The following is a 15411-nucleotide window of genomic DNA, read 5'->3' on the forward strand; positions in this document are numbered from 1 at the left end:
GGGCCGCGCCCCGCGGGGCGCGTCGTACGGCCCGGCTCAGCGGGTCAGGAGGTGCCCGCCTGCTTCATGGAGCTCACCGCTTCGGCGATCGTGCTCCGGTACAGGCCGAGCTTCGGGTCGCGCACCTTCACATCGGGGCCGAGATCGAAGTTCTGCGTCTCCGCGTTGGGCATGTGGTCGCCGTCGGCGAGCACGTTCATCTCGTCGATCCAGGTCAGGCCGTTCGCACCGCTCGGGTTGAGGTCGATCACGGCGATGGCGGCCGTCTTGGGCTTGACCGGGTACGCGGGTGCGCCGCCCAGGCCGCCGGGAACGGTCGGCTGGATGTCGGAGCTGTGGTCCGAGGCCTTCGCGGCGCCCAGGCTGACCCGCGGGAAGTAGCTCAGGCCGCAGGAGTTCGCGCCGACGTTGTTGACCTCGATCACCTGCTGGGTGGCCGAGCCCTCACGGGGGTACACGCGCACCGACAGGTCCCCGCTCTTGCACGGGTGCTTGTAGGCGTAGCTGTCGCTGGTGTCGCCGCCCGTCTTGGCGCTGCCGTTGGACGTGCCGGTCTTCGAGGTGCCCGTCTTCGTGGCTCCGGTGTTCTGCCCGGCACCGCCGGTCTTCGCGGTGCCCGTGGTCGTCGCGTCGGTGGCGTCCGCCGAGGCGGCAGCCGCTGCGGAGTCGTTCTTCGCCGGGCCGGCGGACTTCGTGCCGGAATCGTCGCCGCCACAGGCGGTGAGGGCCAGGGCGAGCACGGCGGTGGTCGCGGCGGCAAGGACGGTGGTGCGGTTGCGGAGCGTACTCATGAAAATTCCCCCGACTGTGACGGTGAGGCGAACGCCGGGTCATTGGCGAGCGCCTCTGACCTGCTGACATGTATGAGTCTGGGGTCCGCCGCTCATGTTCTGCTGCCGTCCCGCTAATGTCCCGCTGACGCCCCGCCCCTCACTCCACGTCGCTGCGCGGGGCGCGGCTCACCCGTCGTCGGCGAGCCGCCGGACCGCCTGTTCGTACCGTTTGCGGTACTCCGACTGCGCCGTCACCCGCAGCAACGCTTCGAGGGCCCGTACTGCTCCCTCGTCGTAACCGGCGCGCTCCGCCTCCTCGGCCGCCCGGTCCAGCAGCCGGATGCCTTCGCTCTCCTCGCCGAGCGCCAGACGGGCCTCGCCGCTGGTGGTCAGCAGCAGCACCCGGCGTGCGGCCTCCTCATGCTCGGGCCCGAGGTCGAGCGCTGTCCGGGCGGAGTCGAGGGCGTCCTGCGGCCGGTTCGCGGTGAGCTGTATCCGGGCGAGGTGTTGGAGGGCGAGCATCTCGGTGTGCGCGTCGCGTTCTTCGCGGGCCAGGGCCACGGCCCGTCCGCAGCCCTCCAGCGCCATGTCGAGCGCGCCCTGTTCGGCCTGCACGACGGCCAGGTTGATCAGCGCGGTCGCCTCGCCGAGCCGGTCACCGGCCTGCCGGGCGAGGCCGGGCGAGCGCTCCAGCAGGGTGACGGCCTCGTCGGTCCTGCCCTCCTCGGTCAGCACCCAGCCCAGCAGATTGATCACCCGCGACTCGGCGTACGGATCGCTCTCGGTGCGGGCGGAGTCCAGCGCCAGTTCCAGCAGCGGGGCCCAGCTGTCCCGTACCCGCCACACCACCTGCGGCCACTGGAGCAGGATGATCCGCCAGGCCCGGTCGTCGAGCCCGGCGGCCCTGGCCGCGACGGCGGCCAGGGCCAGGTCGTCGCGTTCGGTGGCCAGCCAGCGCATCGCCGCCGCCCGGTCGGTGAAGTCCCTTGTCGCGGCGGGGCGGTGGTAGTCGTCCGGCAGGACGAAACAGGGCTCACCGCCGGGTTCGGCCGTGTCGGCGGCGGCGAGTGCGGTGGCGATGTAGTGGTCGAGGACACCGACGAGGGCCTCGGACCCGGACGCGGGGTCCAGACCGCGGGCGTAGAGGCGTACAAGATCGTGCAGCACCCAGCGCCCGGGCGCCGTCTCGGTGACGAGGTGGGCGGCGGCGAGCCGTTCCAGCGCCGCTGCCGCGGCGACCGGGTCCGTGCCGGCGAGCGCGGCGGCCGTGTACGGGTCGAAGTGGCTGCCGGGGTGGTGGCCGAGCCGGGCGAACTGGTGGACGGCGTCCGGCGGCAGCTGCTGCACGGTCAGCCGCAGCGCGGCCGAGACACCGGTGTCGTCCACGTCGAGGTACGTCAGCCGGCTGCGCTCGTCGGCCAGTTCGTCGGCCAGTCCTGCCAGTGTCCACTGCGGACGCCCCGCCAGCCGGGCCGCGGTGACACGCAGGGCGAGCGGCAGGCCTCCGCAGAGCGCGGCGAGCCGGCGGGCCGCCACCGGTTCGGCGAGGACCCGGTCCTCGCCGAGGACACCGGCCAGCAGGGCCGTACTGTCCTGCGGTTCGAGTATGTCGAGCGGTACGGGACGGGCCGCGTCCGAGGCGATGAGGCCTTCCAACCGGTGCCGGCTGGTGACCAGCGTGACGCAGTCGGTACCGCCCGGCAGCAGTGGTCTGACCGTGGCGGAGTCGCGGGCGTTGTCGAGGACGACGAGCAGCCGGCGCCGGTCGGTCAGGGAACGGAAGAGCGCCGCCGCGGCGGGGACGGACTCGGGGACGCGGCGCGGCGCGACGCCGAGCGCCAGCAGGAACTCACGCAGCACTTCGATGAGCGCGGGCTCACCGGTGTCACTGAATCCGCGCAGATCGGCGAAGAGCCGTCCGTCAGGGAAGGCGGCGGGGTTGCGGTGCGCCCACTGGAGGGCCAGCGCGGTCTTTCCCACGCCGGCCGGTCCGGTGACCAGACAGACGGGCGCCTCGCCGGCCGCGGCCCGGGTGAGCGCGGCCAGTTCGGCGCCCCGCCCGTGGAAGCCGCGGGGTGCACGGGGCAGCAGATCGGTGCGGTGCGGCTCGCCGACGAGGGACGGCGGGGGGAGGGGACGGGGAGACGGCAGGCCGGGGGCCAAGTCCGTACCGGCTCCCACCCTGTCCCCCGTACCTCTGATCGAGCCGCCCGGGCGGTCGGCCGGCTCGGCTCCCGCAGCCGGCCCGGCCCGACGCTCGGCCACCGGGCGGGCCACGGCCACAGCCCCGTTGCTGTTGGCGATGCCCGTGCCGTTGCCGTGGCCGCTCCCGCCGCCGTGGCTTCTCTCGCTGCCCGTGCCACTGCCGGAGCCGTTGCGTGGCCGGCCCGGACCGCGCATCGGCGCTGCCGGGCCGTCGGCCGTGTTCCGTCGGGCGTCCGGTGCGATGTCCTGTGCGGCGTCCGGCCCGGGGTCGCCGCGCAGGATCAGCGCGTACGCGTCGGCGAGCTCGTGCCCCGGGTCGACCCCCAGCTCATCGGCGAGCAGTCGCCTCGTGCGGTGGAACCAGTCCAGTGCCTCCGACTGACGACCCGCCCGGTACAGCGCCGTCATCAAGGCCGCCGCCAGCGACTCCCGCATCGGATGCGCAACCGCTTCCGCCCGTAGTACCGACGCGGCCCGGTTGTGCTCCCCCAACATCGCGTAGGCGAGCGCCAGTTGCTCGACCGTCGCCAGCCGTGACTCCTCCAGCGAGTGCGCGGCTGCCTGGAGCGGCGGACCGGCGAACGCGCCGTTGAGCGCCGGTCCCTGCCACAGCGACAGGGCTTCCTTGAGCATCAGTACGGAGTCGGAGGGGCTGCGCTGCTCCCGCGCCAGCATCAGCAGTTCCTCGAACCGCTGGGAGTCCAGCAGGGTTTCCGGTACCCGCAGCAGATACGCGTCGCCGAGGGTGACCAGCTCCACTCCGTACGCCTCCGAGTCCGCGCCCACCAGGAGGGCGCGCAGCCGGGACACATGCCCCTGGATGACGCCACGGGCGTGCAGCGGCGGTGTGTCGTCCCACAGGCAGTCCGTCAACCGGGCGATGGGGACCGGTGTGTTGGCGGACAGCAGGAGCGCGGCGAGCAGGCTGCGGCGTTTGGCGGGACCGAGTGGCAGCGGCCCGGTGAGTGTGTCGACGGAGACGGTGCCGAGCAACCGGAACTCCACGAGTGTCTCCCCTTCCGGGCGGGATACGCCCGAGGTGGGGCTCGGGACAAGTCCCAGAATATCGGGGGTTCGGAGGGGTCGACGACGGGTCACGCCCGGTCGGCAGGGCGCGACCTGACCGGCGCCGTGGGGCAGGGGTAGCGGCGCTCGTCCTCGGACACGACAGTGGTGCTGGGCGGCACGACCATCCGGCGACGCCGCGCGATGCTCGCGTAGACGAAGACCCCGATGACGCCGACGATCATCATGATCCAGCCGACCAGGTCGACGTCGACGGTGTCCATCTTCCAGTCGGTGGCGAAGGCCGGTATCGCCCCGGCGCCGATGAGGATGATGCATCCTCCGAGTCCCATGAATCCCGCATCCTCGACGGCCCGGCGGTTCCGGGCCGGTGTACGGATCGCGTACCCGGCCCGGCAACGACCACGCCCCGGGGCTGCGGTCGGGGCGGGGGAGACTCAGCCCGCCAGGAACGCCGTCATCGCGTTGGCCAGCAGATACGGGTCGTCCGCGCCGCACAGTTCACGGGCGCTGTGCATCGACAGGATCGCGACGCCGATGTCCACGGTCTGAATGCCGTGCCGGGCGGCGGTGATCGGGCCGATCGTGGTGCCGCACGGCATCGAGTTGTTGGAGACGAACGTCTGCCACGGCACGTCCGCCTTCTGGCACGCCGCCGCGAACACGGCCCGGCCGCTGCCGTCGGTCGCGTAGCGCATATTGACGTTGACCTTGAGGATCGGTCCGCCGTTGACCACCGGGTGGTGGGTCGGGTCGTGGCGCTCCGCGTAGTTGGGGTGGATCGCGTGACCGGTGTCCGAGGAGAGACAGACGGTCCCGGCGAAGGCGCGGGCCCGGTCCTCGTACGTACCGCCGCGGGCGAACACCGAGCGTTCCAGGACCGTGCCGAGCAGCGGTCCGTCGGCGCCGGTGTCGGACTGTGAGCCGTTCTCCTCGTGGTCGAAGGCGGCCATGACCGGGATGTACGGAAGTTCGGCGTCCGGCTGCCCGGCGACGGCGGCGAGCGCGGCGGTCGCGGAGTGCACGGAGAGCAGGTTGTCCATCCTGGGTCCGGCCAGCAGCTCACGGTCCCGGCCCAGGTAGGCGGGCGGCTCGACGGGGTGCGGCATCAGGTCCCAGCCGGTCACGTCCTCCGCGTCGACGCCCGCCTCCTCGGCGACGAAGCGGATCAGGTCGCCTTCCTCGACGTCCCCGAGCCCCCAGATCGGCTGCATGTGCTTCTGCCGGTCGAGCTTCAGGCCGTCGGGGTTGGCGGAACGGTCCAGATGCACGGCCAGCTGCGGCACGCGCAGGAGCGGCCGGTCGATGTTCACCAGCCGGTGCGTGCCGTCGCGCAGCGAGATCCGGCCGGCGAGACCGAGGTCCCGGTCGAGCCAGGTGTTGAGGAGCGTCCCGCCGTAGATCTCCACGGCGATCTGCCGCCAGCCGTACGCCCCGGTGTCGGGCAGCGGCTTGACCCGCAGATTCGGCGAGTCGGTGTGCGCCCCGACGATCCGGTACGGAGTGTGCGCCGCGGCGCCCTCCGGCACGTACCAGGCCACGATTGCACCGCCGCGCAGGACGTACTTCCCCCCGCTGGTGCCGTCCCAGGCCGCGGTCTCCTCGACCTGTCGGAACCCGGCCTTCTCCAGCCGCTCGGCCGCGGTGGCCACGGCGTGGTACGGGGAGGGGGAGGCCATCAGGAAGGCCATCAGATCGTCGGTGTGACCGCGGTCGAAGCGGAGGGAGGAACTCATGTTCTTCACTGTAACGAGGCCGGACCGGGGGGTTTCACCGTCGCCCCGCGGGCGGTGCCGCGGGGCGTCCGCGGAGGCCGGGGCGCGTGCGGGGAGGCCGGGCCTACAGCCGGTCGATGGCGGTCAGGTCGATGTCGATGTCGTACGGGGCGGAGAGCTTCAGCCGGTCGTGGTGGACGCCGGTGGGGACGTATTTCTTGTTGACCGGGTCCAGCTGATACGTCCAGACCACGGGCCGGTCGTTCTCGGCCATCTCGACGAGCCAGAAGTTCGGGATGCCCGCCCCCGCGTACTTGTGCGGCTTGGTGTCGCGGTCCCTGGCCTCGGAATCGGGCGAGACGACCTCCACGGCGAGCAGGACATCGGCGGCCCGGTAGCGGGTCTGGCGCTGGTCCCCGTCCGCTTCGGCCGTCACCACGACGAGGTCGGGTTCCGGGGCGTTGCGTTTGCCGAGCACGACGGCCATTTCGCGGCGAACGCGCAGATCTTCCGGAACGTGGCTGCGCAGCCCCTGTTCCAACAGATACATCGCCAGCGTGTGGAACTTCCGCTGCGGACTCACGAAAACGAGGCTCCCGTCGATCAGCTCTGTGTGCGGCGGGAGGTCGTGAAGCGTGAACAGGTCGTCCGCGGTGTAGCCGTCCGGCGGCGGGACCGGCCACTTGGAATCGTCGCGCCACAGCTGCGACGCTTCGGGCAGTGCCTCGGCGGTCATGGTTCCTCCCATGGACGGGATTCTCGGCCCTGCACTCAGCGTACCCAGCTGATACGACAGCACCGCCACCCGAAAGCGTGTCCGGGTGACGGTGCGCGTTGACGATCTCGGGTGGAGAAGGCCTAGAACGCGGCCTCGTCCAGCTCCATCAGCGAGTTGTCGACGGACTCGGCGAGCGCGCGCTCGGCGGAGACGCCCGGCAGGACGTTCGCGGCGAAGAACTTCGCGGCGGCGATCTTGCCCTGGTAGAAGGCGACATCCTTCGCGGAGGCGGCCGGCAGCTTCTCGGCCGCCACGGCCGCGCCCTTGAGCAGCAGGTAGCCGACGACGACATCGCCGGAGGCCATCAGCAGGCGGGTGGTGTTGAGGCCCACCTTGTAGATGTTCTTGACGTCCTCGCCGGTCGCCGTGAGGTCGGTGATCATCGTGCCGACGATCGCCTCCAGGTCCACGGCCGCCTTGGCGAGCGAGTCCAGCGCACCGGACAGTTCCTCGTTGCCCTGGGCGCCCGCGAGGAACTTCTTGATCTCCTCGGAGAGAGCATTCAGCGAGGCACCCTGGTCGCGGACGATCTTCCGGAAGAAGAAGTCCTGGCCCTGGATCGCCGTCGTGCCCTCGTACAGGGTGTCGATCTTGGCGTCACGGATGTACTGCTCGATCGGGTACTCCTGGAGGTACCCGGAGCCGCCGAACGTCTGGAGCGACTGCGCCAGCTGCTCGTACGACTTCTCGGAGCCGTAGCCCTTCACGATCGGGAGCAGCAGGTCGTTGAGGCCGTGCAGCGCCTTGGCGTCCTCGCCCGCGGCCTCCTTCTCCTGGATCGCGTCCTGGACGGAGGCGGTGTACAGCACGAGGGAACGCATGCCCTCCGCGTACGCCTTCTGCGTCATGAGCGAGCGGCGCACGTCGGGGTGGTGCGTGATGGTGACCTTGGGGGCGGCCTTGTCCATGAACTGCGACAGGTCCGTGCCCTGGACGCGCTCCTTGGCGTACTCCAGCGCGTTCAGGTAGCCGGTCGACAGGGTCGCGATGGCCTTCGTGCCGACCATCATGCGGGCGAACTCGATGATGCGGAACATCTGGCGGATGCCGTCGTGCTTGTCACCGATCAGCCAGCCCTTGGCGGGGTGCTGGTCGCCGAACGTCATCTCGCAGGTGTTGGACGCCTTGAGGCCCATCTTGTGCTCGACGTTCGTCGCGTACACGCCGTTGCGCTCGCCCAGCTCGCCGGTGGTCCAGTCGAAGTGGAACTTCGGGACCATGAAGAGCGAGAGGCCCTTCGTGCCCGGACCTGCGCCCTCGGGGCGGGCCAGCACGTAGTGGATGATGTTCTCGGACATGTCGTGCTCGCCCGAGGTGATGAAGCGCTTCACACCCTCGATGTGCCAGGAGCCGTCCTCCTGCTCGACGGCCTTCGTGCGGCCCGCGCCGACGTCCGAACCGGCGTCCGGCTCGGTCAGCACCATCGTCGAGCCCCACTGCTTCTCGACGGCGATCTCGGCGATCTTCTTCTGCGCCTCGTTGCCCTCGTCGAAGAGGATGCCGGCGAACGCCGGGCCCGAGGAGTACATCCAGACGGCCGGGTTCGAGCCGAGCAGCAGCTCCGCGTAGGACCAGATCAGGGAGCGCGGGGAGGTGGTGCCGCCGATCTCCTCGGGCAGGCCCAGACGCCAGTACTCGGAGTCCATGAACGCCTGGTACGACTTCTTGAAGCTCTCCGGGACCGGCGCGGTGTTGGTCTCCGGGTCGAAGACCGGCGGGTTGCGGTCGGCGTCGGCGAAGGATTCGGCCAGCTCGTTCTCCGCGAGGCGGGCGACCTCGTCGAGGATGCTCTTCGCCGTCTCGACGTCCATCTCGGCGAACGGGCCGGCGCCGTACGTCTTGTCGCGCCCGAGCACCTCGAAGAGGTTGAACTCGATGTCGCGGAGATTCGACTTGTAGTGCCCCATGGGAAGGCTCCGTAATCAATAGCAGTGGCATGCAGCACCCCGGGAAGGGGCGTGGGCCGGGCGGGCGACGAGCTGGCGGTGCGTATATCAGCTGACCTCTCCGATGATGCTACCCGCCAGTAATAAGACGCAACCCCTCAAGGGCCTGATGTGTCCGATTACTCTTTGCGGTATGTACGGCTACGACCAGAACCCGGGCGCACAGCAGCAGATGGGTGGCGGCTACGGCGAGCAGCCGCTGTATCCCGAGCCCTCGCCGCCGTCCCTGGGGGACGCGGTGCGGGCCTTCACCACCGGCTCGCTGTCCGCCGAGGACTTCCAGCAGATCTTCGCGACGTCGAAGGTCTACTGTCCGCGCGGCGACAACCCCGGATTCCTCGCGCTGCACAACACTCAGCAGCCGGTGATCCCGATGTTCACCACGCTCAAGGAGCTGCGGCTGTACGCGGGCAAGGAGTCCAAGTACTTCGTGATCACCGGGGCCGAGGTGATCGACCTGCTGCCGACCGGCTACGGCTTCGTCCTCGACATGGAGGGTGAGCACCGGATGGTCTTCGACGCCAAGGCCGTGGAGCAGATGGTCGACTTCGCGATGCGCCGTATGTACGGCTGACGTCCGAGTCTTCCGGAAGGGGCCCGTGCCGATCGGTACGGGCCCCTTCTCGTTGTCGTGGGCGGTGCGGGAATGAACGACGCCTTGCGGGATGTTCACCATTCAACTAAATTGAACTCAGGACAATCCCGGAGGTGGCTCCCATGCCCGCAGTGACCGTCGAAAACCCACTGACCCTGCCCAAGGTCGCCGCCTCGGGCGACGCCACGGCCCGTCCCGTGCTCGCCGTCACCACGGCGCCGAGCGGATTCGAGGGCGAGGGCTTCCCGGTTCGCCGCGCGTTCGCCGGGATCAACTACAAGTACCTCGACCCGTTCATCATGATGGACCAGATGGGCGAGGTGGAGTACGCGGCCGGAGAGCCGAAGGGCACCCCCTGGCACCCGCACCGCGGCTTCGAGACCGTCACGTACCTGATCGACGGAACCTTCGTCCACCAGGACTCCAACGGCGGCGGCGGAACCATCCGCAACGGCGACACCCAGTGGATGACCGCCGGGTCCGGCCTCCTCCACATCGAGGCCCCGCCGGAGTCCCTCGTGATGTCGGGCGGTCTCTTCCACGGCCTCCAGCTCTGGGTGAACCTGCCCAAGGCCGACAAGATGATGGACCCCCGCTACCAGGACATCCGCGGCGGCCAGGTCCAGCTCCTCGCCTCCCCGGACGGCGGCGCGCTGCTCCGCGTCATCGCCGGTGAGCTCGACGGGCACGAGGGCCCCGGCATCACCCACACCCCGATCACGATGATCCACGCCACCGTCCGCCCCGGCGCCGAGGTGACCCTGCCGTGGCGCGAGGACTTCAACGGACTCGCGTACGTGCTCGCCGGGCGCGGCACCGTCGGTGCGGAGCGCCGCCCCGTCCACATGGGGCAGACCGCGGTCTTCGGCGCCGGTTCCTCGCTGACCGTCCGCGCGGACGAGAAGCAGGACGGCAACGCCCCGGACCTGGAGGTCGTCCTGCTCGGCGGCCGTCCGATCCGCGAGCCGATGGCGCACTACGGGCCGTTCGTGATGAACAGTCAGGCCGAACTGAAGCAGGCCTTCGAGGACTTCCAGGCCGGCCGCCTCGGTACGGTGCCCGCCGTCCACGGAATGTGAGACCGGCGGACGGAGTGGACATCACACCCGCACCGTGATCGGGTGGGAGGGTGCAGACCCCAAACCCCCTCCTGCCCGACGGCGCGCGGCGTACAGCCGCCTGGTGCGGTGTCGTTCTTCTCGTCACCGGGGTTGCCGCGGTCGCGGTCTGGCTGTGCATCATCTTCAAGACCGCGGTCACCCCCGTTCTGCTCGCGCTCCTCGGTACGGCGCTGCTCGGCCCGGTCCACCGCCGGCTGACCGCCCGCGGGATGAACCGCTCGCTGGCCGCGGGGCTCACCTGCGCCCTGCTCGTCGCGGTGGTCGGCGGGGCCGGTTACATCGTCGTCACCGCGCTCGTCGACACCGGTGACCAGATCGTCCGCTCGCTGAAGGACGCCGGGCAGTGGGTCGTCGACCACTTCGGGATCAGCAAGCAGACCAATGTGAACGACCTCGTCGCGAACGCCCAGAAACTCGTCCAGAGGTTCGGCGCGAGCGCGGCGGGCGGGCTCCTCTCCGGGATCAGCCTGATCGGCTCGCTGCTCGCGACCAGTGTCCTCGCCCTCCTGCTCACCTTCTTCTTCCTGCGCGACTCCGACAAGGCCGTGAGTCTCGCCCACGCGGTCGCTCCGCGCGGTACCGGGGGCCTGGTCGAGGCCATGGGGCGGCGGGCCTTCGAAGCCGTCCAGGGCTTCATGCGCGGCACCACGTTCATCGCGCTGATCGATGCCGTCTGCATCACGGTCGGGCTGCTGATCCTGCGGGTGCCGGGCGCGGTGGGGCTCGGTGCGCTGGTCTTCGTCGGCGCCTACATCCCCTACCTCGGGGCGTTCCTCTCCGGTGCGGTCGCGGTCCTGGTCGCGTTCGCCGACCGGGGATTCGTGATCGCACTGTGGGCGCTGGGGGTCGTGCTCGCCGTACAGGTGCTGGAGGGCCATGTCCTGCAGCCGATGATCCAGAGCCGTACGGTCCAGATGCACCCCGCCACCATCATGATCGCGATCACCGCGGGCGCCAGCGTGGCGGGCCTGCTGGGCATGCTGCTCGCGGTACCGGCCTGCGCGGCGGCCTTCGGCATCATCGGCGAACTGCGCGGAGAGCGTTCCGGCCCGTCCGGCGTTTGAGGACGGAACCGTCCACGCGCAAGGCGCGAGCACGACGACCCGGTTCAGTCCCCTGCCCCCGACTCGTACAGCTCGAACCAGATCGACTTCCCCGCCCCCTGCGGATCCACACCCCACGCATCGGCGAGCATCTCCATCAGCAGCAGCCCCCGTCCGCTGGAAGCCATCTCCCCGGGCCGCCGCTTGTGCGGCAGCTCATCGCTGCCGTCGGCCACCTCCACCCGCAGCCGACGCTCGCCGTGCTCCCCCGTCGCCTGGGCGACCATCAGCGCGTCCCCGTCCGTGTGGACGAGGACATTGGTGGCCATCTCGGAGACCATCAGCACCGCCGCGTCGACCTGCTCCGGATCCGCCCAGTCGTGCAGCAGCTCCCGCAGCTGCTGCCGGGCCGCCGCGACCCGCGCCGGCTCGGCCTGCGCGATGGTCAGCGCGGTGCGCCTCGGCGCCGTCTCCCTCGGCGTCCCACCGTCGCGCCGCAGCAGCAGCAACGCGATGTCGTCCTCCCGGCGGTCCGCAAGCGGCCCGGTCGTGTAGTGCGACGTCGGCCCGTGCACGGCCTGGACAAGGGCATCGGCGAGCTTCTCCAGATCGGACGTGTCCCGTTCCAGGACCGGCCGCAGCCGGACCCAGCCGGTCCACATGTCATGGCCGCCGGTCTCGATCAGCCCGTCAGTACAGAGCATGATCGTTTCTCCGGCCTCCAGGGTGAGCCGGGTCGTCGGATAGTCGGCGTCCGCCTCGACGCCGAGCGGCAGCCCGCCCTCGGTCTGGCGGATCAGCGCCGTCCCGTCGGCGGTCATCACCACCGGATCGGGGTGGCCGGCCCGCGCGATGTCGAGGACGCCGGTCTCCGGGTCGGCCTCCGCGTACAGACAGGTCGCGAAGCGCGGCCCGGTCTCCTCCCCGTCCTCGTACGCATCGGTGAGCCCGGAGAGGAACCGCGACGCACGGGAGAGCACCGCATCCGGGCGGTGCCCCTCGGCGGCGTACGCGCGCAGGGCGATCCGCAACTGCCCCATCAGGCCCGCGGCTCGCACATCGTGGCCCTGGACGTCACCGATGACGAGGGCGATACGGCCGTTGGGGAGCGGAATCTTGTCGTACCAGTCGCCGCCGACCTGGAGCCCGCCGCCGGTCGGGATGTAGCGGGCGGCGACCTCCATCCCCGGGATGTCGGGGCCGAGGGAGGGCATCATCGAGCGCTGCAGTCCCAGCGACAGCTCCCGCTCGGTCTCGGCGACCCCGGCCCGGGTCAGCGCCTGGGCGAGCATCCGGGCCACGGTCGTCAGCACGGACCGCTCGTCCGGCGAGAACGACACCGGGTGGCGGAACCCCGCCATCCAGGCGCCCATGGTGCGCCCCGCCACGATCAGCGGCACAAAGGCCCACGAGCGGCGCCCGAAGCGGCCGGCGAGCGGCCAGGTGGCCGGGTAGCGGCGGCTGTAGTCCTCGGGCGAGGACAGATAGATGGCCCGCCCCGTCCGTATGACCTCGGCGGCCGGATAGTCGGTCTCCAGCGGCATGTCGTCGAACGGGCCCTCGTCGCCCATCTGGTGCCCGTGGTGCCCGATGATCGTCAGCCGTTCGCCCGCGATGCCGAAGACCGCCAGACCGTCGGGCGAGAATCCGGGCATGGAGAGCGAGGCGGCGACCCGCAGCACCTCCTCGGTCGACCGGGCCTCGGCCAGCGCCCGTCCCGCGTCCAGCAGGAACGCCTCGCGGGAGCGGCGCCAGTCACCGGTGATGGGGGTGTGCGCCCCGGTGGTGCCGGGCTGCGGCTCGGCGACCTCCTGAAGGGTGCCGACCAGCACATAGGCCGTGCTGCCCGGCTCCTCGGGCGGGAGCGGCTTGGAACGGCTGCGTACGGTACGCAGTACCCGGCCGCCTTCGTCCACGATCCGCAGCCGGGCCTCGGCGAGGGTGCCCTCGGCGACCGCGAGATTCACCACCCCGTAGATCTCGTTCCAGTCGACCGGATGGAAACGGGAACGCACTGCGGACTCGCGGAAGACACCGGCAGCGACGGGCAGCTCGAGCAGCCGGGCCGCCTCCGCATCGAGCGTCACGGTCCCGGTTCCGTTGTCCCAGCGCCACAGGCCGGTCGCGGTCGCGGCCAGGACGTCCTCGGTGCGCATTGCCCCAATTTAAGAAGATCTGCTCCGCAAACGCCACCGAGGAATGCCGCCCAGGGCACGCCCGGACACGGTCCACCACCAGCCCGTCGCGCCCTGGATGATCTTGAAATGTCAATGTCAATGATTCCGTGCTGGTGCGGGCGGTAGCCTGGGGAGGCTGAATCCACCCCGAACCGCGAAGACTGGATGAACGAGAATGCATCGGTACAGGTCCCACACCTGCGGCGAGCTCCGCGCCTCTGACGTCGGCACCGACGTCCGGCTGAGCGGCTGGCTGCACAATCGCCGAGACCTGGGTGGCATCCTCTTCATCGATCTGCGCGACCACTACGGTCTGGTGCAGCTCGTCGCCCGTCCCGGCACCCCCGGCAACGAGGCCCTGGCGAAGCTCACCAAGGAGACCGTCGTACGGATCGACGGCAAGGTCTCCGCGCGCGGCGCCGACAACGTCAACCCGGAGCTCCCGACCGGCGAGATCGAGATCGAGGTCACCGAGGTCGAGGTGCTGGGCGAGGCCGCCCCGCTGCCCTTCACGATCAACGCCGAGGACGGGGTCAACGAGGAGCGGCGCCTGGAGTACCGCTTCCTCGACCTGCGCCGCGAGCGCATGCACCGCAACATCATGCTGCGCTCGGCCGTCATCGGCTCCATCCGCGCCAAGATGGTGGCCCTCGGCTTCAACGAGATGGCGACCCCGATCCTCACCGCGACGTCCCCCGAGGGCGCTCGTGACTTCGTCGTCCCGTCCCGCCTGAACCCGGGCAAGTTCTACGCCCTGCCGCAGGCCCCGCAGCAGTTCAAGCAGCTGCTGATGATCTCCGGCTTCGACCGCTACTTCCAGATCGCGCCGTGCTTCCGCGACGAGGACGCCCGTGCCGACCGTTCGCCCGGTGAGTTCTACCAGCTCGATGTCGAGATGTCGTTCGTCGAGCAGGAGGACGTCTTCCGGCCGATCGAGACGCTGATGACCGAGCTCTTCGAGGAGTTCGGCAACGGCCGCCACGTCACCTCGCCGTTCCCGCGCATCCCGTTCCGCGAGGCGATGCTGAAGTACGGCAACGACAAGCCGGACCTGCGGGCCCAGCTGGAACTCGTCGACATCTCCGACATCTTCGCCGACTCGGAGTTCAAGGCGTTCGCCGGCAAGCACGTCCGTGCCCTCCCGGTCCCGGACACCGCGGGTCAGTCCCGGAAGTTCTTCGACGGCCTCGGCGACTACGCCGTCCAGCACGGTGCCAAGGGCCTGGCCTGGGTCCGCGTCGGCGAGGACGGCACCCTTGCCGGTCCGATCGCCAAGTTCCTGACCGAGACCGACATCAAGACCCTCACCGAGCGTCTGTCCCTCGTCCCCGGCCACGCGGTCTTCTTCGGCGCGGGCGAGTTCGACGAGGTTTCCAAGATCATGTCCGTCGTCCGCGTCGAGGCCGCCAAGCGTGCCGGCCACTTCGAGGAGGGCGTCTTCCGGTTCTGCTGGGTCGTCGACTTCCCGATGTACGAGAAGGACGAGGACACCGGGAAGATCGACTTCTCGCACAACCCCTTCTCGATGCCGCAGGGCGGCCTCAAGGACCTGGAGGAGAAGGACCCGCTGGACATCCTCGCCTGGCAGTACGACATCGTCTGCAACGGCATCGAGCTGTCCTCCGGCGCCATCCGTAACCACGAGCCCGAGCTGATGCTCAAGGCCTTCGAGATCGCCGGCTACGACCGCGAGACCGTCGAGCACGAGTTCGCGGGCATGCTCCGTGCCTTCCGCCTCGGCGCTCCGCCGCACGGCGGCATCGCCCCGGGCGTCGACCGCATCGTGATGCTCCTGGCCGACGAGCCCAACATCCGCGAGACGATCGCCTTCCCGCTCAACGGCAACGCCCAGGACCTGATGATGGGCGCCCCGACGGAGCTGGACGAGTCCCGCCTGCGCGAGCTGAACATCCAGCTTCGCAAGCCTGCGGCGACGGCAAAGGACAAGACGGAGAAGTAATCACCCGGTTCCTTCCCCTGGTTCCACGTGAAACAGCCCCCGGCCGGACGGCCGGGGGCTGTTCGCTGAGCG

At 70.2% G+C, this 15411-nt stretch carries 11 protein-coding genes; 4 read left to right on the plus strand and 7 right to left on the minus strand.

Annotated features, from left to right (window positions below; all coding sequences use genetic code 11):
• Positions 1 to 44: 44 nt before the first annotated feature.
• The 6 genes from NRF20_RS23555 to NRF20_RS23580 form a co-directional block, all read right to left on the minus strand.
• Entirely contained in the window at positions 45 to 791 is a 747-nt protein-coding gene (locus NRF20_RS23555; protein WP_413753228.1) for a DUF4232 domain-containing protein, read from the minus strand.
• A 168-nt stretch (positions 792 to 959) separates the two neighbouring features.
• Positions 960 to 3983: a BTAD domain-containing putative transcriptional regulator gene (locus NRF20_RS23560; protein ID WP_413753229.1), complete on the minus strand. Its 3024-nt coding sequence runs from the start codon at positions 3981 to 3983 to the stop codon at positions 960 to 962.
• 89 nt (positions 3984 to 4072) lie between these two features.
• Positions 4073 to 4336 carry a DUF6458 family protein gene (locus NRF20_RS23565; protein WP_398628322.1) on the minus strand — a complete coding sequence of 88 codons (264 nt, stop codon included), beginning with the start codon at positions 4334 to 4336 and terminating at the stop codon, positions 4073 to 4075.
• A 105-nt stretch (positions 4337 to 4441) separates the two neighbouring features.
• Positions 4442 to 5740 (minus strand): M18 family aminopeptidase, encoded by a 1299-nt coding sequence (locus NRF20_RS23570; RefSeq protein WP_114245442.1) that lies wholly within the window; start codon positions 5738 to 5740, stop codon positions 4442 to 4444.
• Between the two features lie 103 nt (positions 5741 to 5843).
• Positions 5844 to 6467, minus strand: a complete 624-nt coding sequence (locus NRF20_RS23575) for a Uma2 family endonuclease (protein WP_398628321.1) — start codon at positions 6465 to 6467, stop codon at positions 5844 to 5846.
• 110 nt (positions 6468 to 6577) lie between these two features.
• Entirely contained in the window at positions 6578 to 8404 is a 1827-nt protein-coding gene (locus NRF20_RS23580; protein ID WP_398628320.1) for an acyl-CoA dehydrogenase, read from the minus strand.
• Between the two features lie 172 nt (positions 8405 to 8576).
• On the opposite strand from NRF20_RS23580, the gene NRF20_RS23585 reads away from it, so the two are divergent.
• From NRF20_RS23585 to NRF20_RS23595, 3 genes are all read left to right on the plus strand, one after another.
• Positions 8577 to 9017: an SseB family protein gene (locus tag NRF20_RS23585; protein ID WP_072487501.1), complete on the plus strand. Its 441-nt coding sequence runs from the start codon at positions 8577 to 8579 to the stop codon at positions 9015 to 9017.
• Between the two features lie 143 nt (positions 9018 to 9160).
• A complete protein-coding gene (locus NRF20_RS23590; protein WP_114245439.1) occupies positions 9161 to 10117 on the plus strand; it encodes a pirin family protein in 957 nt (318 codons plus the stop codon).
• 50 nt (positions 10118 to 10167) lie between these two features.
• A complete protein-coding gene (locus tag NRF20_RS23595; RefSeq protein ID WP_413753230.1) occupies positions 10168 to 11223 on the plus strand; it encodes an AI-2E family transporter in 1056 nt (351 codons plus the stop codon).
• A gap of 44 nt (positions 11224 to 11267) precedes the next feature.
• On the opposite strand, the gene NRF20_RS23600 is transcribed toward NRF20_RS23595, so the two are convergent.
• Positions 11268 to 13358, minus strand: a complete 2091-nt coding sequence (locus tag NRF20_RS23600) for a SpoIIE family protein phosphatase (protein ID WP_413753231.1) — start codon at positions 13356 to 13358, stop codon at positions 11268 to 11270.
• A gap of 196 nt (positions 13359 to 13554) precedes the next feature.
• Here NRF20_RS23600 and aspS point away from each other — a divergent pair, with 196 nt between their 5' ends.
• Positions 13555 to 15339, plus strand: a complete 1785-nt coding sequence (aspS, locus tag NRF20_RS23605; protein WP_398628317.1) for an aspartate--tRNA ligase — start codon at positions 13555 to 13557, stop codon at positions 15337 to 15339.
• Positions 15340 to 15411: the final 72 nt, after the last annotated feature.

It is taken from the genome of Streptomyces sp. R-74717, from assembly GCF_047305335.1.
GTDB classification, from domain to species: Bacteria; Actinomycetota; Actinomycetes; order Streptomycetales; family Streptomycetaceae; genus Streptomyces; species Streptomyces atratus.